The organism is Actinomyces sp. HMSC075C01 (assembly GCF_001812965.1).
In the GTDB taxonomy this organism is placed as follows: domain Bacteria; phylum Actinomycetota; class Actinomycetes; order Actinomycetales; family Actinomycetaceae; genus Actinomyces; species Actinomyces acetigenes.
Map to the genome: position 1 here is coordinate 140,376 of NZ_KV811010.1, position 19,209 is coordinate 159,584.

The window sequence follows — 19,209 nt, forward strand, 5'->3', positions numbered from 1 at the left end:
CGGGTCGTCCGCGTGAGCAGACGACCCGCCGGTGAGCGTGGGCTTCAGGAGCCGGTGATGCCGCGAGAGGCGAGGGCCTCCATGATGCGGCCGGTGACGACGTCGATCTCGCCCATGCCGTCGACCTGGACGAGCAGGTCGCGCTCGGCGTAGAGGTCGGCCAGCGGCGCCGTGGACTCCGCGTAGACCTCGAGGCGGCGGCGGATGACGGGCTCGGTGTCGTCGGCGCGCCCCTGCTCGCCGGCCCGCTTGAGCAGGCGGGCGACGACGGCCTCGGCGTCGGCGGTGATCTCGACGACGACGTCGAGGGCCAGGCCCGCAGCCTTCAGCATGGAGTCGAGCTCGCCGACCTGGGCCGTGGTGCGCGGGTAGCCGTCCAGGAGGAAGCCGTTCTCGCAGTCGGCCTGGGCGATGCGGTCGGCCACCATGGCGTTGGTGATGGAGTCGGGGACGTACTCGCCCTTGTCCATGTAGGCCTTGGCCTGAGTGCCGAGCTCGGTGGCCCCGGCGACGTTGGCGCGGAAGATGTCTCCGGTGGAGATGGCCGGGATGTTCAGGCGCTCGGCGATCCGGGCGGCCTGGGTGCCCTTGCCCGCTCCGGGGGGACCGAGAAGAACCATGCGTGCGCTCATGACAAGAACCCTTCGTAGTGACGCTGCTGCAGCTGGGAGTTGACTTCCTTGACGGTCTGAAGACCCACACCCACCATAATGAGGATAGTGGTTCCGCCGAAGGGCAGGTGGTGAGCCAGGTCCAGCCAGATGACGGCGAGCGTCGGGATGAGGGCAAGGACCACCAGGTAGATGGAGCCCGCCGTCGTGATGCGGTTGATGACGTAGGACAGGTAGCGCACGGTGGGCTCGCCGGCGCGGATGCCGGGGATGAAGCCGCCGTAGCGCTTCATGTTGTCCGCGATCTCCTCGGCGTCGAAGGTGATGGCCGTGTAGAAGAAGGCGAAGAACAGGATGAGGACGCCGTAGGCGGTCAGGTAGATCGGGTGCGTCTGCTGCAGGTTCGTCATGATCCACTGGACCCACGCGCTTCTGTCATTGCCAAAGCCGGCGATGAGCTGGGGCATGGCCAGGATCGAGGAGGCGAAGATGACGGGGATGACGCCGGCGGTGTTGATCTTGACCGGGATGTAGGTGGTCGACCCGCCGTACTGGCGCCGCCCGATCATCCGCTTGGCGTACTGCACGGGGATACGCCGCTGGGCCTGCTCGATGTAGACGACTGCGAGGGTGGCCAGGAGGACGACGGCCACGATGATGGCGAAGTTGGTCGCACCGTTGTTGCCTCCGGCGATGGAGAACATGTTGGAGGGGAACTGGGCCACGATGGAGGTGAAGATGAGCAGCGACATGCCGTTGCCGATGCCGCGCTCGGTGATGAGCTCGCCCAGCCACATGATGAGGCCGGTGCCGGCGGTCATCGTGATGATGATGAGCAGCAGGGTGATGACCGAGCCGTCGGGCAGAACCGGCTTGTTGCAAGTCGGGAAGAGCTTGCCGCTCTTGGCCGTGGCCACGATGGTGCTGGACTGCAGCAGCCCCAGGCCGATGGTGAGGTAGCGGGTGTACTCGGTGAGCTTGGCGGTGCCCGCCTGCCCCTCCTTGTGGAGCTCCTCGAAGCGGGGGATGACGACCCGCAGGAGCTGGATGATGATGGAGGCGGTGATGTAGGGCATGATGCCCAGCGCGAAGACGCTCAGCTGGAGCAGCGCACCACCGGAGAAGACATTGACGAGGCTGAGAAGGTTCTGATCCTTGGCTGCGGCGATGCACTGCTTGGCGTTGGCCAGGTTGACGCCGGGTGCCGGCAGGATCGACCCGAGCCGGAACAGGGCCATGATGCCGAGGGTGAAGAGCAGCTTCGCCCTGAGGTCTGGCGTTCTGAACGCCTGAGTGAACGCGCTGAGCACTCGATCTCCTGTGGACTCGGGGGTGGGTTCGGCCCTGCGGGCAGCAAGGCTGAGCGCAGGGGAACTGCGCCCGGCCCAGACTACCCCGCCGAGCTCACCACCCGGGCGCTGAGACGGGCTTGCAACGCGGCTGAGGTGCGGGTTTTCTCACGTCTCGTCCCGGCGAGCCGGCCCGGGGTGATCCAAGGCACCTCGCCGCCGGCGTGCAGGAGTCGTCTCTCTGTTCGACGTCGGAGCACGACAGACCCCGGCGGCCCAGGTTTCCCTGGACCGCCGGGGTCTGTGATCTCGCGATGCGTCAGGACCGCTCCGTCAGGGAGTCACCCCTGTTGGGCACGGCCTGACCGGCGTTCAGCGCGTGGCGATGGTGCCGCCGGCAGCCTCGATCTTCTCCTTGGCGGAGCCGGACCAGGCGTCGACCGTGACCGTCAGGGCCACGGTGACGTCGCCGCCGCCGAGAACCTTGACGAGCTGGTTCTTGCGAACCGCGCCCTTAGCGACGAGGTCCTCCACGGTCACCGTGCCGCCCTCGGGGAACAGCTCGGCGATGCGGCCGACGTTCACGGGCTGGAACTCGACCCGGTTGGGGTTGCGGAAGCCGCGCAGCTTGGGCAGACGCATGTGCAGCGGCATCTGGCCGCCCTCGAAGCCAGGACGGACCTGGTAACGAGCCTTGGTGCCCTTGGTTCCGCGACCGGCGGTCTTACCCTTGGACGCCTCACCACGACCCACGCGGGTCTTGGCCTTCTTGGCTCCGGGGGCGGGACGCAGGTGGTGCAGCTTGACGACGCGCACCTTCTCCTGCTGCGTGTTCTCGGTGTCAGCCATCTCAGACCTCCTCAACGGTGACCAGGTGGTGCACCGTGGCAATCAGGCCGCGCACGCTGGGGCTGTCCTCGCGCACGACGGACTGGCGGATCTTGCGCAGACCCAGGGTCTTGAGGGACTCGCGCTGGCGGTGGGTGCCCCCGATGCCAGAGCGGACCTGAGTGACCTTGAGCTGCTTGGTCATCTGCTTCGATGCGGACTCAGCCATCACGCACCCACTCCTTCAGCGGCCTTCTCGGCCTCCTGCTTCTCGGCCTGAGCGCGCTTGTCGGCCTCACCCTCGGCGCGGGCCCGCAGCATGGACTGCGGGGCGACGTCCTCCAGGGGCAGGCCACGGCGGGCCGCGACGGCCTCGGGCTGCTCCAGCTGCTTGAGGGCGTCCACCGTGGCGTGCACGATGTTGATCGCGTTGGAGGAGCCCAGCGACTTGGACAGGATGTCGTGGACACCGGCGCAGTCCAGCACGGCGCGCACCGGACCACCGGCGATAACACCGGTACCGGGGGACGCCGGGCGCAGGAGGACGACTCCGGCGGAGTCCTCGCCCTGGACCAGGTGCGGGATGGTGCGGCGGATCATCGGGACGTGGAAGAAGTTCTTCTTCGCGATCTCGACGGCCTTGGCGATGGCGGCGGGAACCTCCTTCGCCTTGCCGTAGCCCACGCCGACGGTGCCCTCACCGTCACCGACGACCACGAGGGCCGTGAAGGTGAAGCGGCGGCCGCCCTTGACGACCTTGGACACGCGGTTGATGGTGACGACGCGCTCGATGTACTTGTCGTCGTTGCCGCGACCACGGTCGCGGCGGTCGTTGTTGCGGTCGCGGCGGCCGCGGCCCTCGCCCCGGCGCTCGTCGTTCTCGCGCTGGGCCGAGCCGTCGGACGACGCGGACCTGTCTCGCTGCGGTGCAGCCATCAGATGTTCCTCTGCTTTCTCGTCGTCTTAGTGCTCACAGCTTCAGGCCGCCCTCGCGGGCGCCCTCGGCGACGGCCGCGACACGGCCGTGGTACTTGTTGCCGCCGCGGTCGAACACGACTGCCTCGATGCCCAGCGCCTTGGCACGCTCGGCGATGAGCTCGCCGACCTTGTGGGCGGCGCCCACCTTGTGGCCCTCGACGCCCTTGGCGGCCTCCTCCAGGGTGGAGGCGGCGCACAGGGTGTGACCGATGGTGTCGTCCACGACCTGAGCCACCATGTGGCGGTTGGATCGAGTGACCACCAGGCGGGGGCGCTCGGGCGTGCCGGAGATGTGCTTGCGCACGCGCTGGTGACGGATCTTGCGGGCGATGGCGCGGGGGTTGCCCTTGCCCCTCTTGATCGAGTAAGCCATGGTCACTTACCAGCCTTTCCGACCTTGCGGCGCACGTTCTCGCCGGCGTAGCGCACGCCCTTGCCCTTGTAGGGCTCCGGCGGACGGATCTTTCGGATGTTCGCCGCGACCTCGCCGACCTGCTCCTTGGAGATACCGGAGACGGTGATCTTCAGGTTGCCGTCGACCGTGAAGGTGATGCCCTCGGGGGGCTCGACGGTCACGGTGTGGGAGAAGCCGAGGGAGAGCTCGATGCCCTGGCCCTTGGCGGCGACGCGGTAACCGGTGCCGACGATCTCGAGCTGCTTGGAGTAGCCCTCGGTGACGCCGATCACCATGTTGTTGATGAGGGTGCGCGACAGTCCGTGCAGCGAGCGCGAGCGGCGCTCGTCGTCGGGGCGCGTGACCAGGATGGAGCCGTCCTCCTGGCGGGTGACGCTCAGGGGCTCGCTGATCGTGCGGGACAGGGTGCCCTTGGGGCCCTTGACCGTCACGTCCTGGCCGTCGATGGTGACGTCCACTCCGGCAGGGACCGGAACGGGGAGCCGTCCAATACGAGACATGGTTTTCCTCCGTTCCTTCTCTTACCAGACGTAGGCGAGGACTTCGCCGCCCACGCCACGCGACTCGGCCTGTTTGTCGGTCAGGAGGCCGGAGGAGGTGGACAGGATCGCCACTCCCAGGCCGCCGAGGACCTTGGGCAGGTTGGTGGACTTGGCGTAGACGCGCAGGCCGGGCTTGGAGATCCGGCGCAGGCCCTGGATGGCCCGCTGGCGGTTGGCTCCGTACTTGAGGCTCAGCGTGAGCGTCTTGCCGACCTCGGCGTCCGTGACCTCGTAGCCGGCGATGTAGCCCTCGGACTTGAGCATCTCAGCGATGTTCACCTTGAGCTTGCTCGACGGCATCGACACGGTGTCGTGGTAGGCGCTGTTTGCGTTGCGCAGACGGGTCAGCATGTCTGCGATGGGGTCTGTCATTGTCATGAGTGGGCCTTGGCCCTTCCTCGTCGTGGTTTCCTCAGCGGACCTGCGACGTAAGTTCTTACCAGCTGGACTTGCTCACGCCCGGGAGCTCGCCGCGAAGGGCCATCTCACGCAGGCAGATACGGCACAGGCCGAACTTGCGGTAGACCGAGTGCGGGCGGCCGCAGCGCTGGCAGCGCGTGTAGGCACGGACACCGAACTTGGGCTTGCGGTTCGCCTTCTCAATCAGTGCGGTCTTCGCCATCTCACTTCTCCTTGAAGGGGAAGCCGAGCTGCTTGAGCAGCGAGCGGGCCTCCTCGTCGGTCTTGGCCGTGGTCACCACGGTGATGTCCATGCCGCGGACGCGGTCGATCTGGTCCTGGTCGATCTCGTGGAAGACGGCCTGCTCGGTCAGACCGAAGGTGTAGTTGCCGTTCCCGTCGAACTGCTTGGGGCTCAGACCGCGGAAGTCGCGGATACGGGGCAGCGAGATCGAGACCAGACGGTCCAGGAACTCCCACATGCGGTCGCCGCGCAGAGTGGAGTGCGCACCGATCGGCATGCCCTCACGCAGCTTGAACTGCGCGATGGACTTGCGGGCCCGGGTCACCTGGGGCTTCTGACCGGTGATGGCGGCGAGGTCGCGCACGGCGCCCTCGATCATCTTGGAGTCGTGGGCGGCCTCGCCCACACCCATGTTGACGACGACCTTGACGACGCGCCCGACCTCCATCACGTTGCCGTGCTGGAACTCCTTGAGCAGGGCGGGGCGCACCTCCTCGGTGTACTTCGTCTTGAGACGGGGGGTGGTCTTCTCAGCCATGGTCACAGGTCCTCCCCGCTCTTCTTGGCGTAACGCACGCGGACGGTGCGCTTGCGGCCGTCGGGACGCACGCCCTCCTCGACGCGGAAGCCCACCCGGGTGCGCTTCTTGGTCTTGGGGTCGACGAGCATGACGTTGGAGGCGTGGATGGGCGCCTCAACGGTCTCGATGCCGCCGGTGCGGGCGCCCTGCTGGGACTGCCCCACCTTGGTGTGCTTGGTCACGCGCTGGACGCCCTCGACGATGACACGGTCAGTGCCCTTGAGGACCTCCAGAACGCGGCCGGTCTTGCCCTTGTCCTTACCGGCGATGACGATGACCTGGTCGCCCTTCTTGATGCGTGCCATGTTCAGATCACCTCCGGGGCGAGCGAGACGATGCGCATGAACTTCTTCTCGCGAAGCTCACGGCCGACGGGGCCGAAGATGCGCGTACCGCGCGGCTCCCCGTCGTTCTTGAGGATGACGGCGGCGTTCTCGTCGAAGCGGATGTATGAGCCGTCGGGACGACGACGCTCCTTGCGGGCACGCACGACGACGGCCTTGACGACCTCGCCCTTCTTCACGTTGCCGCCGGGAATGGCGTCCTTGACGGTGGCGACGATCGTGTCGCCGATACCCGCATAGCGCCGACCCGATCCACCGAGAACACGGATGCAAAGGATCTCCTTGGCACCGGTGTTGTCGGCGACCTTCAGTCGCGACTCCTGCTGGATCATTGAGTGTTCTCCTGTCGTCGAGCCGGTTCTCAGGAAGCTCCTGAGCCTGGCCGAACGTTCTTCTGGTCTTGCACACGTCTCCCCCGGCCACAGGCCGCACGAGGCCGACCCAGGGATAGGGGATTCCCGCGATACGCTCTCCCGACAGACACAGGCGCAGACTGCACGAGGTCTCTGCCGGGCGCACCGAGGGCGCGCGCAACTCCATTAGCCTAGTCCAGCCGCCGTATCGCGCGGAACCTGAGATGACGACCAGGGCCTGTGCCATTGCTCACCGGCTTTTCCCGGGCCTCCTGCACCGACGCCGCGAGGCACCCGGCCGGCCCGCCGGCCCCTGATCGACGACGTACCTGTCCGTCGAGGACTGCGCTTTCCTGCAGAGGACTGCGCTACGACCACCACCGTTTGCGGGAGAAGTACGTCCTGGCGGGAGAACGCAGTCCCCGATCCGCCTGACCGGCGACCAGACTCCACGAGGGTGGGGATGCACTGGCCGAGGGTTGTGCCTACTGCACGATGCCCCCACCCCCTTGGAGTACACCCGACCCTCTTCCATTAGCGCCCGACCCTCGTGGAGTACCACGCGCTCCGGCGTCGGCGCCGCCCCGCGAGGAGCCGCCGTCAACAACGCCGATGCCGCAGCCTCCCGGGTGGGAGGCTGCGGCATCGGGGGCCGTCTCGACGACGTCGAGGGCGGCGTTCAGCCGAGGGTCACTTGGCGCGCTCGAGGATCTCCAGGAGGCGGAAGTGCTTGGTGGCGCTCAGCGGACGGGTCTCCATGATGGAGACGAGATCGCCGACACCGGCCTCGTTGTTCTCGTCGTGGACCTTGACCTTCTTGGAGCGACGGAGGACCTTGCCGTACAGGGAGTGCTTGTAGCGCTCCTCGACGAGGACGACAACCGTCTTGTCCATCTTGTCGGAGACGACGTAGCCGCGACGCACCTTGCGCTGGGGGCGCTCGGTGGACTGCTCGACGTTCTCGGTGCTGGTCTGCTCGCTCACTTGGACTCCTCCGTGCTCGGGGCGGTGCGAATACCGAGCTCACGCTCGCGCACGATCGTGTAGATGCGGGCGATGTCGCGACGCACAGCCTTGAGACGTCCGTGGTCCTCGAGCTGGCCGGTCGCCGAGGCGAACCGGAGGTTGAACAGCTCGGCCTTGGCCTTGGAGAGCTCCTCGGAGAGGCGCTCGTTGTCCATGCCGTCGAGGTCGGCGGGGGTCAGGCCCTTGGAACCGATTGCCATCAGACGTCACCACCCTCACGAGTCACGAAACGGGTCTTCATCGGAAGCTTGTGCTGTGCGCGGCGCATGGCCTCGCGGGCGAGGGCCTCGTCGACACCGCCGAGCTCGAACAGGATGCGTCCGGGCTTGACGTTGGCGATCCACCACTCGGGTGCACCCTTACCGGAACCCATGCGGGTCTCGGCGGGCTTCTTGGTCAGGGGGCGGTCCGGGAAGATGTTGATCCACACCTTGCCGCCACGCTTGATGTGGCGGGTCATGGCGATACGGGCCGCCTCGATCTGGCGGTTGGTGATGTAGGCGGGCCCGAGGGCCTGGATGCCGTAGTCACCGAAGGCGATCTGGTTGCCGCCCTTGGAAAGGCCCGTGCGGTGCGGGCGGTGCTGCTTGCGGAACTTGGTCCGGCGGGGGATGAGCACGGCTCAGGCCTCCGTTCCCTGGTCTGCGGCAGCGGTCTCGGCGGCCGGCGTCTGCTCGGCTGCCTGCTGCTGCTCGGTGTTCTGACGCGAACCGCGCTCACCGCGGTCGCCACGACGGCCGCCGCGGCGCTCGCCCCGACCCCGGCCACGGGAGCCGGACTCGGCCTGCTGGCGGGCGAACTCGCGCTCGGTGATGTCGCCCTTGTAGATCCACACCTTGACGCCGAGGCGGCCGAAGGTGGTCTTGGCCTCGTAGAAGCCGTAGTCGATGTTCGCGCGCAGGGTGTGCAGCGGCACGCGCCCCTCGCGGTAGAACTCGCTGCGGCTCATCTCGGCGCCGCCCAGGCGGCCGGAGCACTGCACCCGGATGCCCTTGGCGCCGGCACGCATCGCGGACTGCATGCCCTTGCGCATGGCGCGACGGAAGGACACGCGGGAGGCGAGCTGCTCGGCGATGCCCTGGGCGACCAGCTGGGCGTCCAGGTCGGGGCTCTTGACCTCAAGGATGTTGAGCTGGACCTGCTTGCCGGTCAGCTTCTCCAGCTGACCGCGCAGGCGCTCGGCCTCGGCTCCGCGGCGGCCGATGACGATGCCGGGACGGGCGGTGTGCAGGTCGACGCGCACGCGGTCACGGGTGCGCTCGATGTCGACCTTGGAGATACCGGCCCGCTCCATGCCGTCCTCCATGAGGCGGCGGATCTTGACATCCTCCTCCACGAAGTCGCGGTAACGCTGACCGGGCTTGGTGGAGTCGGCGAACCAGCGCGAGCGGTGGTCCGTGGTGATGCCCAGGCGGAACCCGGTCGGGTTGACCTTCTGCCCCATTACCGGGCTCCTTCCTTCGTTGCGGCGTCGGACTTGTCCCCGACGATGACGGTGATGTGGCTGGTCCGCTTGAGGATCCTGCTGGCCCGGCCCTGCGCACGAGGACGGAACCGCTTCAGGGTGGGACCCTCGTCGGCGAACGCCTCGATGATGAACAGGTCGTTCTCGTCGAAACGCTCACCGTCACGCTCGGCCTTGAACCGGGCGTTGGCGATTGCGGACTCGAGGACCTTGCGCACCGGCACCGCAGCGGCCTGCGGGGCGAATCGGAGCACGTTGACGGCCTCGACGGCGCGCTTGCCGCGGACGACGTCCACGACTCGGCGCGCCTTCATCGGCGTGCAGCGCACGTACTTTGCCTGCGCCTTGGCTTCCATGTTCTCTGCCTCTCAAACTTTCCGACGTCCGTCAGCGACGCGACTTGCGGTCGTCCTTGACGTGCCCGCGGAAGGTGCGGGTCGGAGCGAACTCACCGAGCTTGTGGCCCACCATGGACTCGGTAACGAAGACCGGCACGTGCTTGCGACCGTCGTGGACGGCGAAGGTGTGCCCCAGGAAGTCCGGCGTGATGACCGAACGGCGGGACCAGGTCTTAATGACGTTCTTGGTGCCCTTCTCGTTCTGAGCGTCCACCTTCTTGAGGAGGTGGTCGTCGACGAAGGGACCCTTCTTCAGACTACGCGGCATGATTCAGGCTCCTATCAGCGCTTCTTGCCGGTCCGACGACGACGCACGATGAGGCGGTCGCTGGACTTGTTGGGACGGCGGGTGCGGCCCTCGGGCTTGCCCCACGGCGAGACGGGGTGACGGCCACCGGAGGTCTTGCCCTCACCACCACCGTGCGGGTGGTCCACCGGGTTCATGACGACACCACGGACGGTCGGGCGCACGCCCTTCCAGCGCATACGGCCGGCCTTGCCCCAGTTGATGTTGGACTGCTCGGCGTTGCCGACCTCGCCGATGGTGGCGCGGCAGGCGGCCTCCACGTTGCGGATCTCCCCGGAGGGCATGCGCAGCTGCGCGTACTTGCCCTCCTTGGCGACCAGCTGGACGGAGGTGCCGGCACTGCGAGCGATCTTGGCCCCGCCACCGGGACGCAGCTCGACCGCGTGGACGACCGTACCGGTGGGGATGTGACGCAGCTGCAGGTTGTTGCCGGGCTTGATGTCGGCGCTGGGGCCGGCCTCGACGACGTCGCCCTGACGGAGCTTGTTCGGGGCGATGATGTAGCGCTTCTCGCCGTCCATGTAGTGCAGCAGGGCGATGCGCGCGGTGCGGTTGGGGTCGTACTCGATGTGAGCGACCTTGGCGGGCACGCCGTCCTTGTCGTGACGACGGAAGTCGATGAGACGGTAGGCGCGCTTGTGGCCACCCCCCTTGTGACGGGTGGTGATACGGCCGGAGGAGTTGCGTCCACCAGTCTTGCTCAGCGGGCGCACCAGCGACTTCTCGGGCGTGCTGCGCGTGATCTCCACGAAGTCGGCCACGGAGGAGCCGCGACGACCCGGGGTCGTGGGCTTGTACTTACGGATTCCCATATCGATCCTTTACCTTCCGTGGCGCACTAGGCCACATCACCGAAGATGTCGATGGTCCCCTCGCGCAGGGTGACGATCGCACGGCGGGTGTCCTTGGACTTGCCGATCCCGGTGCGGGTGCGGTGCGTCTTGCCCTTGCGGTTGATGGTGTTCACCGAGGAGACCTTGACATCGAAGATGGCCTCGACGGCCTGCTTGATCTCGGTCTTGTTGGATCCCGGTGCCACGATGAACGTGTACTGGCCACGGTCCATGCAGGCGTAGGACTTCTCGGAGACCACCGGCGCGATGATGACGTCGCGGGGGTTCTTGGACTTCTCGAGGCTCACTTGGACTCCTCCTCACCCTTGCCCAGGAACGCGTCCAGGCCAGAGGCCGTGAAGACGACGTCGTCGGACTTGAGAACGTCGTAGGTGTTGAGCTGGTCGGCCCACAGGACGTGCGCCTCGGGGGCGTTGCGCAGGCTGAGCCTGGACAGGTCGTCCTGACGGTCCACGATCACCAGGGCCTTGCGGTCGGTGAGGTTGCGCAGCGCGACCAGGGCGTTCTTGGTGGAAGGCACCGTGGTGGTGACGAACTCGGTGATGACGTGGACGCGGCCGTTGCGGGCGCGGTCGGACAGGGCGCTGCGCAGGGCGGCGGCCTTCATCTTCTTGGGGGTCCGCTGGGTGTAGTCGCGCGGCTGCGGGCCGTGGACGGTGCCACCGCCGACGAACTGCGGGGCGCGGGTCGAGCCCTGGCGGGCGCGGCCGGTGCCCTTCTGACGGTAGGGCTTGCGGCCACCGCCGCGGACGTCGCCACGGGTCTTGGTGGCGTGGGTGCCCTGGCGGGCCGCGGCCAGCTGGCCGACGACCACCTGGTGCATGAGCGGAATGTTGAGGGGGGCGTCGAAGATCTCGGCGGGCAGCTCGACGCTGCCGGTCTTCTTGCCCGTGGAGTCGACGACGTCGACGGTGAGTGCCTCAGTCATGGTCTCAGGCTCCCTTCACGGCGGTGCGGACGACGACGACCGAGCCCTTGGGGCCGGGGATCGCGCCGTTGACGAGCAGAACGCCCTTGTCAACGTCGACGCCGCGGATCTTGAGGTTCTGGACGGTGCGGCGCGCGTGACCCATGCGGCCGGCCATGCGCAGGCCCTTGAAGATGCGTCCGGGGGTGGCGCAGGCGCCGATGGAGCCGGGCTTGCGGTGGTTGCGGTGAGCACCGTGGGAGGCGCCCACACCGGCGAAGCCGTGGCGCTTCATGACACCGGCGAACCCCTTACCCTTGGAGGTTCCGGTGACGTCGACCAGCTGGCCGACCTCGAAGGTGTCAGCGGCCAGCTCCTGGCCGGGGGTGAACTCCGACGCCAGGGAGGTGCGGACCTCCGCCACGTGGCGGCGGGGCTCGACCCCGGCCTTGGCGAAGTGGCCGGCGAGCGGCTTGGTGACCTTGCGGGCGTCGATGTCGCCGAAGGCGAGCTGAACGGCCTCGTAGCCATCGGTCTCGATGGTGCGGACCTGGGTCACGACGTTGGTGTCGACCCGGACGACGGTCACGGGGCGCAGGACCCCGTTCTCGTCCCAGATCTGCGTCATGCCGAGCTTGGTGCCGAGCAGCGCCTTGGCAGGCGCGGCGGCAGCCGGCGTGTTAAGCGTTGTCATGGCAGTCCTCAGAGCTTGATCTCGATGTTGACGTCAGCGGGCAGGTCGAGACGCATGAGCGAGTCGACGGCCTTGGGCGTCGGGTCGACGATGTCGATCAGCCGCTTGTGCGTGCGCATCTCGAAGTGCTCGCGGCTGTCCTTGTACTTGTGCGGCGACCGGATCACGCAGAACACGTTCTTCTCGGTCGGCAGCGGCACCGGGCCCACGACCGTCGCACCAGCGCGGGTCACGACGTCGACGATCTTGCGCGCCGAGGAGTCAATGACCTCGTGGTCGTAGGACTTGAGCCGGATGCGGATCTTCTGTCCCGCCATGGCGCCTAACCTCTCTTGTACTTGCTTCTGGCCGGTCCACGCGCTCGGGCGTGTCGCTTCAGGACGCGCGCCGTTCCCGTCAGAGAAGGCGGTGAACCGGTCTGGACACACGGAAACCCGTTCAGGAGGAACGGGTCCGTCAGAATGAATCCCGGGAAGTCCCGGGGCGGCACAACCAGGGGCACACAGGCGCACACCCTTGGCCGGCCGGATTACGTTATCAGGGCTCGCCCGGGCAGCGAAACCCAGGATGGGTCCTAGAGCCTGTGAGTCCGCCCACTGGCCCCCGCGCTCGGGCGTGTCGCGTCCAGCACCGGGATCTCGGCGGTGTCGATGAGCTCCTCATCATCCCATCGAGCAGACGGCGCCGACAGGGACGCGATCTCCTCCAGTAACGCCAGGTTCTCCATCTCGGAGGGCTGGGGCGGGACCGGCAGATCAGTGAACCACCGTTGAGGCTCGACACCGGCGTCGTCGTCCATCCAGATCCGCATCTGCTCCGCCCAGGTCTGGGGACGCGGCTCCTGCTCCGCCTCACGGGCCCTGGCCAGGCCCCGCTCCTTGACCCTCGCCGCCGCGTAGCCCGAGCGCCACAGGTACAGCCCGACGACGATGAGCCCCGCCGCCAGACCCACGGCCCACCAGGGGAAGTGGGGAACGTCAGGGCGCTTGCCCGCCGCCGCAAGGTCCTTTGCCGGGGTCGGGTAGATGCGCTCGCCGGTCAGCAGGATGCGGTGGGTGTTGATGCCCAGGGGCGTGCAGGTCACCAGGGTGAGCAGGTCCTTGCCCTCCTCGGCGCGCAGGGCCTCGGTCTCCTCAGGCTCGACGACTTTGGTGCTGGTGACCCGGTAGGTGAGGACCTCCCCGAAGACCTCGACGATGAGACTGTCACCGGTCTTGACCTTGTCCAGGTTGGTGAACATGGTGGCCTCGGCCAGGCCGCGGTGCCCGGTGATGACCGAGCGGGTCCCCTTTCCCCCGACCGGAAGTGAGGTGCCCTCCAGGTGCCCCAGGCCCTTGAGCAGGGTGTCGTCGGCCGTGCCGTGGTAGACGGGCAGGTCCAGGGAGATGGAGGGAATCTTGAGCCGGGCCATGAGGCCCTCGTTGTTGGCCTTGAGGATGTTGGCGTACCTCAGGGAGCTGTCCTTGCTGGAGCCGGCGCCGGTGGGGACGTGGTTGTTGGCCTCCAGGACCGCTCCGGCAGACAGGGCGTCGTTGTATGCGTGAGCCTGCTCGATCTGGGTCTTGGCGTCGGGACGGGCCCCATCGACCTGGGCGGAGTAGTCGGCAGTCACCTTCGACTGGTTGTACTGGGAGATCCAGGAGGCCGCCGTCGGATAGGTCAGCAGCCCCATGCCGACGATCGCCATGATGGCGGTGATGAGCGCGGAGACCGACAGGCGCCAGGTACGGGGACGACGGTGCTTCTGGAGGCTCGAGGCGCGTGTTCGCGCAGTCCGGGCGGTGCGGGGTGTGCGTGCTTTGCGGGAGATCATGGGGCCTCGTGCGCTTCCAGGGTCGGGTGGACGGGATGGGGATGGTGCGGGGTCGCACATGACGGTGCAGGCGCTCGACGGAACGAGGTCCGCCGAGTGCCTGCACCGCTTCCGCTCAGGCCACGACCTCACGATCGAGACAGGCTCAGAACCCGGTCACGACGCGGTTGAGGCGAGGCTCTTGCGGTTGTGGCTGTCGGCCGGGGCCCGTGGGCCCCGGCCGACAGCGGTTGTCATCAGGCAGCGAGGTTCGCGCTGTGCTTGCGCTCGCGGTAGCGGGCCACCAGGACGGAGCCGACGGCGATCATCAGCAGGGACGCGCCGGAGGCGGTCAGGATGAGCATGCCGTTGGCACCGGTCAGGGGCAGGCCTGGGACCGACTGCTTGGTGTTCTCAACGGTGACGTCGTCCGTGGTCACGGTACCGGCCTTGACCTGGACGGCGGTCACGGCGTCGTCACCCGAGGGCAGGACGAAGCCTGCGGGCGCCTTGGTCTCCACCAGGACGTAGCAGCGCTCAGTGGCGTTGACCTTGTTGTCGCGGCCCGCTTCGTCAATGGAGTCAGAGACGAACAGACCCTGGATATTGATGGCACCAGTGTCGTCGGTGGTGAGGGTGGTCTCGCCGTTCACGGCGATCGCGTCCCCCTCCTTGTCCTTGGAGCAGGTGCCGGCGTAGGCGTCCTTGGCCTTGTACAGCTGGAACTCAGCGCCCTTGAGGCCCGCCTTGTTGCCAGCCGTGTCGTGGCTGTCGACCTTCTTGATCGTCAGGTTGCCCCAGTAGGTGGTCACCGTCTCGGTCGTCGGCGGGTTATCGGGAGTCGTCGGCGGCTCCTCAGGATTCGGAGGCTGCTCGGCGTAGGTGGTGTCAGAGATCAGCTGAGCCTTGTTGGTGATGTCACCGTTGTTACTGACGGAGGCGACCTTACCCTCGAAGACGGCCTGGACGGGCTTACCCGCAGCCTCCTTGAGCTTGCCCAGACCGACCTTGGTGAAAGTCACCGTCACGGTCTGATCGCTGGTGACCACCTTGTAGTCACCGGGGTCCATCTTAGCTCCATCAAGCGTGATGTCCGTGGCGGTCACCTCGGTCAGGTGCTCGTCCATGGTGTCCCTGAGCTGGAAGTACTTGTAGTAGGACTTGGCGTCCAGCTTCGGCAGGGTCGAGGTGACCGGGAAGCGGACCTTGGAACCCACGGCGTAGCCGTTAACCTTCTGGTCCTGGATGGTCTTGGTGACCTCGACCTTCTCGTTCTTGGGGTAGACGTGAACGTCGTAGACCCAGTTACCCTCCTGGCCCGCAGCGGTGTTCGGGGTGGGAACGGTGACAACGAAGGGCTTGGCCTTCTGAACGATGTTGCTGGGGGTCTTGGTCTCACACACGAGGTAGGCCTTGACCGGCATACCGCTGATGGTTGCCACACCGGAGGTGTCCGTATCCGGCGACGCCATCCCCGCCTCGAAACCGTAGCCATCCAGCTTGGGGTTGGCCGGGTCTGCGCAGGCGCTGTCCGGAATCGCTCCGGACGCCGACAAGGCACTGACCTTGTTCCAGCCCGCGGGATCCTTGAGGTTGATCCCAGTGATCGGGTAGGCAGTGAACTGAACACCCGCGACTGCGGCTCCAGCAGTACCACCGGCAGTACCACCGCCGTCGACGGTGCCAATGGGGTTACCGTCCCCGGTGAGGTGCTTGTGAATGACCAAGGAGCCCTGAGCGTTCTCCTTGATGTTTCCGTAGTTGGCGTCCTCAGCCTGAGCCATGGGGGCCAGACCGAGCACGGCCAGAGTGAGGACACCGGCTGCGGCAGCAGCCCGACGCCCCAACGTGCTGGCGTTGTACTTCATGGGTTGGGATTCCTTTCACTGTGCGCCGCGGGGAGATGCGAACGCGTGGCAGAGGTGGGATGTGGATAGGGAGTGCTTCTCCGGTGGACGACTCCGTCTTGCCTGACGGCGTCACCGGCGCCTCCGACCTTTCATGCACGGGTCGGCGGACGAATCAGTCCAGGTTGCGGTGACGGCGCCTCCTTAGGAGTCCGGTGGAGATCGCGACAGCGGAGACGACCGCGCCCGCGATCAGGAAGATGTGCGCACCACGCCCACCCGTCAAAGGCAGGCGGGGGGTGGTCGCCTTCTCGTTGGTGAAGGCCTTCGAGAAGGAGTACTGGAGGGCATTGGGTTTGATGGCGAAGCTGCGGCTCGTCGTGTCCAGCCGGTAGCCCGCGGGAGCCCTCTTTTCCACCAGGGAGTAGGAACGCGTGTCCCAGGGCAGACCGGTCACGGTGAAGGAACCGGCGGCGGGGTCCGTGTCGGCGTAGGGGCCGCCCGGGCACCGTCCTCTGCCACCGGTGATGACACAGTCGGTGACGGTGGTCCCGGCCGGGACTCCGGGGCCGCTGAGCGTCCACTCCGAGCCGCCAAGGGCGTGCCCGCTCGTGTCCTGCTTCTTCCAGGACACCGATCCGGTCAGACGCTGATTGGTCACGGCGCCCTTGGCGACGCCCGTGGTGTCCTTCAAGCCGGCTTTGAGGTTGGCGCCGGAGACGTCGTCGAAGGCCAGAGTCTTCTCCAGACGCTGGTAGCCGCTGGGAGTGGTCTTCTCGGTGATGGAGTAGCTCCCCCACGGCAGCCCGGTGACGTCGAAGACGCCGGGAGCCGGGTTGGTGTCCTTGTAGGCGCCGGTGCGGCAGCCGGCCGCCTGGCAGTCCTCGACGACGGTGCCGGCGGGGACGCCGGGACCGGTGAGCGTCCACGCGGTGCCGCCCAGGGGCGTCTTGCCGTCCTGATCGACCTTGGTCCAGGACAGCGCCCCGGGCTTGGTCGTGTTGGTGACCGAGCAGGTGATGCGATCGGTTCCCCTCACCCGGATAGTGGATCCGGACAGGCTCGAGCCGCCCCAGTTACCGACCGTGCCGGGGGTTTGAGAACAGCGCCATGCGCTCGCCTCGTACCCTGGCGCCTGGGGATTCGTGGAGGACTCGCTGAGCCCGTACTGTCCTGGACGCGTGACCTTGATCCCGGTGTCGACGGTGCCGGTCACCTGCAGGGATGCGGCGCCGCCGTTGCCCTGCTGGGCCTTGAGGGTCCACTGGTCGGCCCCGAGGGCCTTGACCTGCCCGGTGTAGGGGGCCTGGACGTTCTTGACGAGCTGGATGGTGGGGACGCGAACGGCGAGCCGGTAGTCCTCAACCTCACCGTCCATCGTGCTGCCGGTGGGTTTGAGGTCGACACCTGCCTTAGCCGTCCGCACCCGCAGGTAGGTGTGGGGCTGGGATCCGGTTTCCCCGTCGATGCTGCGTACGACGTCCTCGGGCACGGTCCATCTCAACGTGGCATTCGACCTGCCGTCACACGTCACCTGGGCGCTCTTCTCAGCGGGATCGAACACACCGTTGTGGTTCCAGTCGATCCAGCCGGCGACTGCTCCCCCTCCGTTGCAACGGGCGTTGAGGGTGACGTTCTGGCCCGGAGCGGTTTCGATGCCTGCGGCGGGGATGGTGACACCGTCCTCGTCGTTGCCGTACCAGCCGTCGTTGTCATCGCCGTCGGCCCCGTCGCTGAAATGCTGCTGGGACTCGGCGTCGATCAAGGAGCCCAGGTAGGGTCCGGAGGCGTACATGCGGGTGGTGTTGATGAGACGGCCGCCGAAGAGGTCGTAGCCGTTGCGGCTCGTGACCTCACCGCCGTCCCACTTGGGCTGCAGGAGAGCAGAGGCGCTGCCGTAGGAAGCGGGGGCATCCCCGAAGTCGGTGGCCAGGACCAGCCCCAGGGCGACGGCGGAGTAACCGGATCCTTGCATGGTGATGGTGGCGCTAGTCGCCCCTTCCATGAACATGGACACCGCGGGCCCGCCGACGCCGTTGGGCTTGGAGTAGCCTCCACCGTTCTGGTAGACGCACTCCTGCGCCGTGTTGTCCAACCGCAGGGTGCGGTTCCCGTTGGACAGGGTCGCGCGGGTAGTGACCGGCCGCCCGGTGCCTCCTCTCGTGTCGGTGCAGTTGTTGGAGCGCCCGCCGTCGAGGAGACGCCAGGTGACTCGCTGGTTGTTGGGGACCTGGGCCTGGATCCACTCGCCGTCGAAGGGCTCATTGGTGCTCCCGGGGTTGGAGGCCTCGGCGTCGGCGAAGACCAGGCCGTTGAGGCCCACCGGCGTGGAGCTGCCGTCGGGGGCCTGGAGGGTCGCCGAGCAGGAGACGTCGAAGCTGATGCGCGAGTATCCGCCCGTGGGGGTGCGGTCCGCCCGGCGGTCGTTCTTGTCCTTGCCGTCCCAGGTCTTGTCCCCGTTGTAGGCGTAGCCGTTGGCCAGCCCAATGACCATCTGGTTGTGGTTGACGTAGTCCTTCGGGTACGTCAGACCACTGTGCCACTCCGAGCTGCCGTCGCTCCACCCCCCGGCGCCCCCGATGTTGTAGAGGTTGTCGAGGATGTCGCCGGCCCAGGTACCGGGAATGGTGGCGACCAGCGGGCCACGAGCAAGATCGTCAGGAAACCCCTTCTGATGGCCAATGTGCTTGAGATTGGACAGGTTGCAGGTGGTGACTAGATAGCCGGCCTCCCCCATGTCGCGGTAGTTGGTGAAGGTCTTGCGCTGCCCGTAGTCGAGCACGGGGACATTCGGCTTGGTTTGGCCGGCGAAGTTGCTGTCATAGTCCGCCCACTGGAGCCACTGGATGGTATCCCGGTACCAGCTGGTACCGCCCTGGGCGAAGACCGCCGGAAGCGCATCGGCTGGAAGCCCCCTCGGGGCCGCCCCGGCAGAAGGCTGCTCAGTGCCCACGAGCGCCGCTGCGACGCAGGTGAGTGCCGCAGCGCCGGCGACGAGCTTACGCAGGCGAGGCAGGATGGCACGACGACGCAGCAAAGGAAACACTCCACTTCATGAGAACTCAACGGCACTGGGCTCGCCCGCAAATGGGCGTCGACATCCAAGTGCCTGGTGACAGTGGATAACCTAGTTGACGAAATCGGGCAATACGGGATCGGTGATGGATCTGAAATCGTCCGTTATAGCATTGCGACACCATTCATTACGCTGGTATCACAAAAACTAGGAAATAGTGTCATTCACATTTCTATTCATATTCGCGGTAGGCCGCGCCATTGCCCATGGTGGAACACAAAAAAGACCTCCCCGGTCAGAGCGGCTGCTCTGACCGGGGA

27 protein-coding genes are annotated in these 19,209 nt (G+C 66.9%); 1 reads left to right on the plus strand and 26 read right to left on the minus strand.

The genetic code is table 11. The features are described 5' to 3' along the window. Window positions 1–44: 44 nt before the first annotated feature. From HMPREF2883_RS09340 to HMPREF2883_RS09465, 26 genes are all read right to left on the minus strand, one after another. Window positions 45–632 carry an adenylate kinase gene (locus tag HMPREF2883_RS09340; RefSeq protein WP_176747190.1) on the minus strand — a complete coding sequence of 196 codons (588 nt, stop codon included), beginning with the start codon at window positions 630–632 and terminating at the stop codon, window positions 45–47. Continuing rightward, a complete protein-coding gene (secY, locus tag HMPREF2883_RS09345; RefSeq protein WP_070661452.1) occupies window positions 629–1,921 on the minus strand; it encodes a preprotein translocase subunit SecY in 1,293 nt (430 codons plus the stop codon). Before secY ends, HMPREF2883_RS09340 begins: the two co-directional genes overlap by 4 nt. Before the next feature lie 351 nt (window positions 1,922–2,272). After that, entirely contained in the window at window positions 2,273–2,749 is a 477-nt protein-coding gene (gene rplO / locus HMPREF2883_RS09350) for a 50S ribosomal protein L15 (RefSeq protein WP_070661453.1), read from the minus strand. A 1-nt stretch (window position 2,750) separates the two neighbouring features. Then, entirely contained in the window at window positions 2,751–2,957 is a 207-nt protein-coding gene (rpmD, locus tag HMPREF2883_RS09355) for a 50S ribosomal protein L30 (protein ID WP_009396392.1), read from the minus strand. Then, window positions 2,957–3,664: a 30S ribosomal protein S5 gene (rpsE, locus tag HMPREF2883_RS09360; protein ID WP_003781868.1), complete on the minus strand. Its 708-nt coding sequence runs from the start codon at window positions 3,662–3,664 to the stop codon at window positions 2,957–2,959. Before rpsE ends, rpmD begins: the two co-directional genes overlap by 1 nt. A 34-nt stretch (window positions 3,665–3,698) precedes the next feature. Beyond that, window positions 3,699–4,079, minus strand: a complete 381-nt coding sequence (gene rplR, locus HMPREF2883_RS09365; RefSeq protein WP_003789309.1) for a 50S ribosomal protein L18 — start codon at window positions 4,077–4,079, stop codon at window positions 3,699–3,701. Window positions 4,080–4,081: 2 nt separating this feature from the next. After that, the gene (rplF, locus tag HMPREF2883_RS09370; RefSeq protein WP_003781878.1) at window positions 4,082–4,621 is read right to left on the minus strand and encodes a 50S ribosomal protein L6; all 540 of its coding nucleotides are present in this window, start codon (window positions 4,619–4,621) and stop codon (window positions 4,082–4,084) included. A 21-nt stretch (window positions 4,622–4,642) separates the two neighbouring features. Further along, complete coding sequence (gene rpsH, locus HMPREF2883_RS09375) at window positions 4,643–5,041, minus strand: 30S ribosomal protein S8 (protein WP_003781870.1); 399 nt, start codon at window positions 5,039–5,041, stop codon at window positions 4,643–4,645. 58 nt (window positions 5,042–5,099) lie between these two features. Further along, window positions 5,100–5,285: a type Z 30S ribosomal protein S14 gene (locus HMPREF2883_RS09380; protein WP_003781856.1), complete on the minus strand. Its 186-nt coding sequence runs from the start codon at window positions 5,283–5,285 to the stop codon at window positions 5,100–5,102. 1 nt (window position 5,286) lies between these two features. Beyond that, window positions 5,287–5,844 (minus strand): 50S ribosomal protein L5, encoded by a 558-nt coding sequence (rplE, locus tag HMPREF2883_RS09385; RefSeq protein ID WP_009396382.1) that lies wholly within the window; start codon window positions 5,842–5,844, stop codon window positions 5,287–5,289. 2 nt (window positions 5,845–5,846) lie between these two features. After that, on the minus strand, window positions 5,847–6,191 hold the full coding sequence (gene rplX, locus HMPREF2883_RS09390) for a 50S ribosomal protein L24 (protein ID WP_003781892.1): 345 nt from the start codon (window positions 6,189–6,191) through the stop codon (window positions 5,847–5,849). A 2-nt stretch (window positions 6,192–6,193) separates the two neighbouring features. Further along, window positions 6,194–6,562 (minus strand): 50S ribosomal protein L14, encoded by a 369-nt coding sequence (rplN, locus tag HMPREF2883_RS09395; RefSeq protein WP_003781898.1) that lies wholly within the window; start codon window positions 6,560–6,562, stop codon window positions 6,194–6,196. 711 nt (window positions 6,563–7,273) lie between these two features. Continuing rightward, a complete protein-coding gene (rpsQ, locus tag HMPREF2883_RS09400; RefSeq protein ID WP_003789301.1) occupies window positions 7,274–7,567 on the minus strand; it encodes a 30S ribosomal protein S17 in 294 nt (97 codons plus the stop codon). After that, complete coding sequence (rpmC, locus tag HMPREF2883_RS09405; RefSeq protein ID WP_009403578.1) at window positions 7,564–7,809, minus strand: 50S ribosomal protein L29; 246 nt, start codon at window positions 7,807–7,809, stop codon at window positions 7,564–7,566. The genes rpsQ and rpmC overlap by 4 nt, the downstream gene beginning before the upstream one ends. Further along, the gene (rplP, locus tag HMPREF2883_RS09410) at window positions 7,809–8,228 is read right to left on the minus strand and encodes a 50S ribosomal protein L16 (protein WP_070661456.1); all 420 of its coding nucleotides are present in this window, start codon (window positions 8,226–8,228) and stop codon (window positions 7,809–7,811) included. The genes rpmC and rplP overlap by 1 nt, the downstream gene beginning before the upstream one ends. Window positions 8,229–8,231: 3 nt before the next feature. Next, on the minus strand, window positions 8,232–9,053 hold the full coding sequence (gene rpsC, locus HMPREF2883_RS09415) for a 30S ribosomal protein S3 (RefSeq protein ID WP_003789299.1): 822 nt from the start codon (window positions 9,051–9,053) through the stop codon (window positions 8,232–8,234). Continuing rightward, window positions 9,053–9,430: a 50S ribosomal protein L22 gene (gene rplV, locus HMPREF2883_RS09420; protein WP_003789298.1), complete on the minus strand. Its 378-nt coding sequence runs from the start codon at window positions 9,428–9,430 to the stop codon at window positions 9,053–9,055. The genes rpsC and rplV overlap by 1 nt, the downstream gene beginning before the upstream one ends. 31 nt (window positions 9,431–9,461) lie before the next feature. Beyond that, window positions 9,462–9,740, minus strand: coding sequence for a 30S ribosomal protein S19 (gene rpsS, locus HMPREF2883_RS09425; RefSeq protein ID WP_003786073.1), 279 nt, complete (start codon window positions 9,738–9,740; stop codon window positions 9,462–9,464). 14 nt (window positions 9,741–9,754) lie between these two features. Next, window positions 9,755–10,591, minus strand: a complete 837-nt coding sequence (gene rplB / locus HMPREF2883_RS09430; protein ID WP_070661459.1) for a 50S ribosomal protein L2 — start codon at window positions 10,589–10,591, stop codon at window positions 9,755–9,757. A 26-nt stretch (window positions 10,592–10,617) separates the two neighbouring features. Next, on the minus strand, window positions 10,618–10,920 hold the full coding sequence (gene rplW, locus HMPREF2883_RS09435; protein ID WP_003786064.1) for a 50S ribosomal protein L23: 303 nt from the start codon (window positions 10,918–10,920) through the stop codon (window positions 10,618–10,620). Next, window positions 10,917–11,561 (minus strand): 50S ribosomal protein L4, encoded by a 645-nt coding sequence (rplD, locus tag HMPREF2883_RS09440; protein ID WP_070661462.1) that lies wholly within the window; start codon window positions 11,559–11,561, stop codon window positions 10,917–10,919. The genes rplW and rplD overlap by 4 nt, the downstream gene beginning before the upstream one ends. Before the next feature lie 4 nt (window positions 11,562–11,565). Continuing rightward, the gene (gene rplC, locus HMPREF2883_RS09445) at window positions 11,566–12,234 is read right to left on the minus strand and encodes a 50S ribosomal protein L3 (protein ID WP_070661465.1); all 669 of its coding nucleotides are present in this window, start codon (window positions 12,232–12,234) and stop codon (window positions 11,566–11,568) included. An 8-nt stretch (window positions 12,235–12,242) separates the two neighbouring features. Further along, window positions 12,243–12,551, minus strand: coding sequence for a 30S ribosomal protein S10 (gene rpsJ, locus HMPREF2883_RS09450; RefSeq protein WP_003786051.1), 309 nt, complete (start codon window positions 12,549–12,551; stop codon window positions 12,243–12,245). A 257-nt stretch (window positions 12,552–12,808) separates the two neighbouring features. Continuing rightward, window positions 12,809–14,047, minus strand: a complete 1,239-nt coding sequence (locus HMPREF2883_RS09455; protein ID WP_070661468.1) for a class C sortase — start codon at window positions 14,045–14,047, stop codon at window positions 12,809–12,811. 236 nt (window positions 14,048–14,283) lie between these two features. Further along, the gene (locus HMPREF2883_RS09460) at window positions 14,284–15,894 is read right to left on the minus strand and encodes a SpaH/EbpB family LPXTG-anchored major pilin (protein ID WP_070661472.1); all 1,611 of its coding nucleotides are present in this window, start codon (window positions 15,892–15,894) and stop codon (window positions 14,284–14,286) included. A gap of 154 nt (window positions 15,895–16,048) precedes the next feature. Further along, window positions 16,049–18,910 (minus strand): CshA/CshB family fibrillar adhesin-related protein, encoded by a 2,862-nt coding sequence (locus HMPREF2883_RS09465; RefSeq protein WP_070661474.1) that lies wholly within the window; start codon window positions 18,908–18,910, stop codon window positions 16,049–16,051. Window positions 18,911–18,985: 75 nt separating this feature from the next. Between HMPREF2883_RS09465 and HMPREF2883_RS15250 the strand changes: the two genes are divergently transcribed. After that, on the plus strand, window positions 18,986–19,209 hold a 224-nt coding region (locus HMPREF2883_RS15250; protein ID WP_218079135.1), incomplete at its 3' end, for a hypothetical protein.

What these genes read in the sequence shown, in the direction of transcription:
- rplV (WP_003789298.1), bottom strand. Translation starts at nt 9,430, where the DNA reads ATGGAAGCCAAGGCGCAGGCAAAGTACGTGCGCTGCACGCCGATGAAG.
- rplB (WP_070661459.1), bottom strand. Translation starts at nt 10,591, where the DNA reads ATGGGAATCCGTAAGTACAAGCCCACGACCCCGGGTCGTCGCGGCTCC.
- rpsE (WP_003781868.1), bottom strand. Translation starts at nt 3,664, where the DNA reads ATGGCTGCACCGCAGCGAGACAGGTCCGCGTCGTCCGACGGCTCGGCC.
- HMPREF2883_RS09380 (WP_003781856.1), bottom strand. Translation starts at nt 5,285, where the DNA reads ATGGCGAAGACCGCACTGATTGAGAAGGCGAACCGCAAGCCCAAGTTC.
- rplD (WP_070661462.1), bottom strand. Translation starts at nt 11,561, where the DNA reads ATGACTGAGGCACTCACCGTCGACGTCGTCGACTCCACGGGCAAGAAG.
- rplC (WP_070661465.1), bottom strand. Translation starts at nt 12,234, where the DNA reads ATGACAACGCTTAACACGCCGGCTGCCGCCGCGCCTGCCAAGGCGCTG.
- rpsJ (WP_003786051.1), bottom strand. Translation starts at nt 12,551, where the DNA reads ATGGCGGGACAGAAGATCCGCATCCGGCTCAAGTCCTACGACCACGAG.
- rplO (WP_070661453.1), bottom strand. Translation starts at nt 2,749, where the DNA reads ATGGCTGACACCGAGAACACGCAGCAGGAGAAGGTGCGCGTCGTCAAG.
- rplN (WP_003781898.1), bottom strand. Translation starts at nt 6,562, where the DNA reads ATGATCCAGCAGGAGTCGCGACTGAAGGTCGCCGACAACACCGGTGCC.
- rplE (WP_009396382.1), bottom strand. Translation starts at nt 5,844, where the DNA reads ATGGCTGAGAAGACCACCCCCCGTCTCAAGACGAAGTACACCGAGGAG.
- rplX (WP_003781892.1), bottom strand. Translation starts at nt 6,191, where the DNA reads ATGGCACGCATCAAGAAGGGCGACCAGGTCATCGTCATCGCCGGTAAG.
- HMPREF2883_RS09455 (WP_070661468.1), bottom strand. Translation starts at nt 14,047, where the DNA reads ATGATCTCCCGCAAAGCACGCACACCCCGCACCGCCCGGACTGCGCGA.
- HMPREF2883_RS09460 (WP_070661472.1), bottom strand. Translation starts at nt 15,894, where the DNA reads ATGAAGTACAACGCCAGCACGTTGGGGCGTCGGGCTGCTGCCGCAGCC.
- rplR (WP_003789309.1), bottom strand. Translation starts at nt 4,079, where the DNA reads ATGGCTTACTCGATCAAGAGGGGCAAGGGCAACCCCCGCGCCATCGCC.
- rpsH (WP_003781870.1), bottom strand. Translation starts at nt 5,041, where the DNA reads ATGACAATGACAGACCCCATCGCAGACATGCTGACCCGTCTGCGCAAC.
- rplF (WP_003781878.1), bottom strand. Translation starts at nt 4,621, where the DNA reads ATGTCTCGTATTGGACGGCTCCCCGTTCCGGTCCCTGCCGGAGTGGAC.
- rpmC (WP_009403578.1), bottom strand. Translation starts at nt 7,809, where the DNA reads ATGGCAATCGGTTCCAAGGGCCTGACCCCCGCCGACCTCGACGGCATG.
- rpsS (WP_003786073.1), bottom strand. Translation starts at nt 9,740, where the DNA reads ATGCCGCGTAGTCTGAAGAAGGGTCCCTTCGTCGACGACCACCTCCTC.
- rpmD (WP_009396392.1), bottom strand. Translation starts at nt 2,957, where the DNA reads ATGGCTGAGTCCGCATCGAAGCAGATGACCAAGCAGCTCAAGGTCACT.
- rpsC (WP_003789299.1), bottom strand. Translation starts at nt 9,053, where the DNA reads ATGGGGCAGAAGGTCAACCCGACCGGGTTCCGCCTGGGCATCACCACG.
- HMPREF2883_RS09340 (WP_176747190.1), bottom strand. Translation starts at nt 632, where the DNA reads ATGAGCGCACGCATGGTTCTTCTCGGTCCCCCCGGAGCGGGCAAGGGC.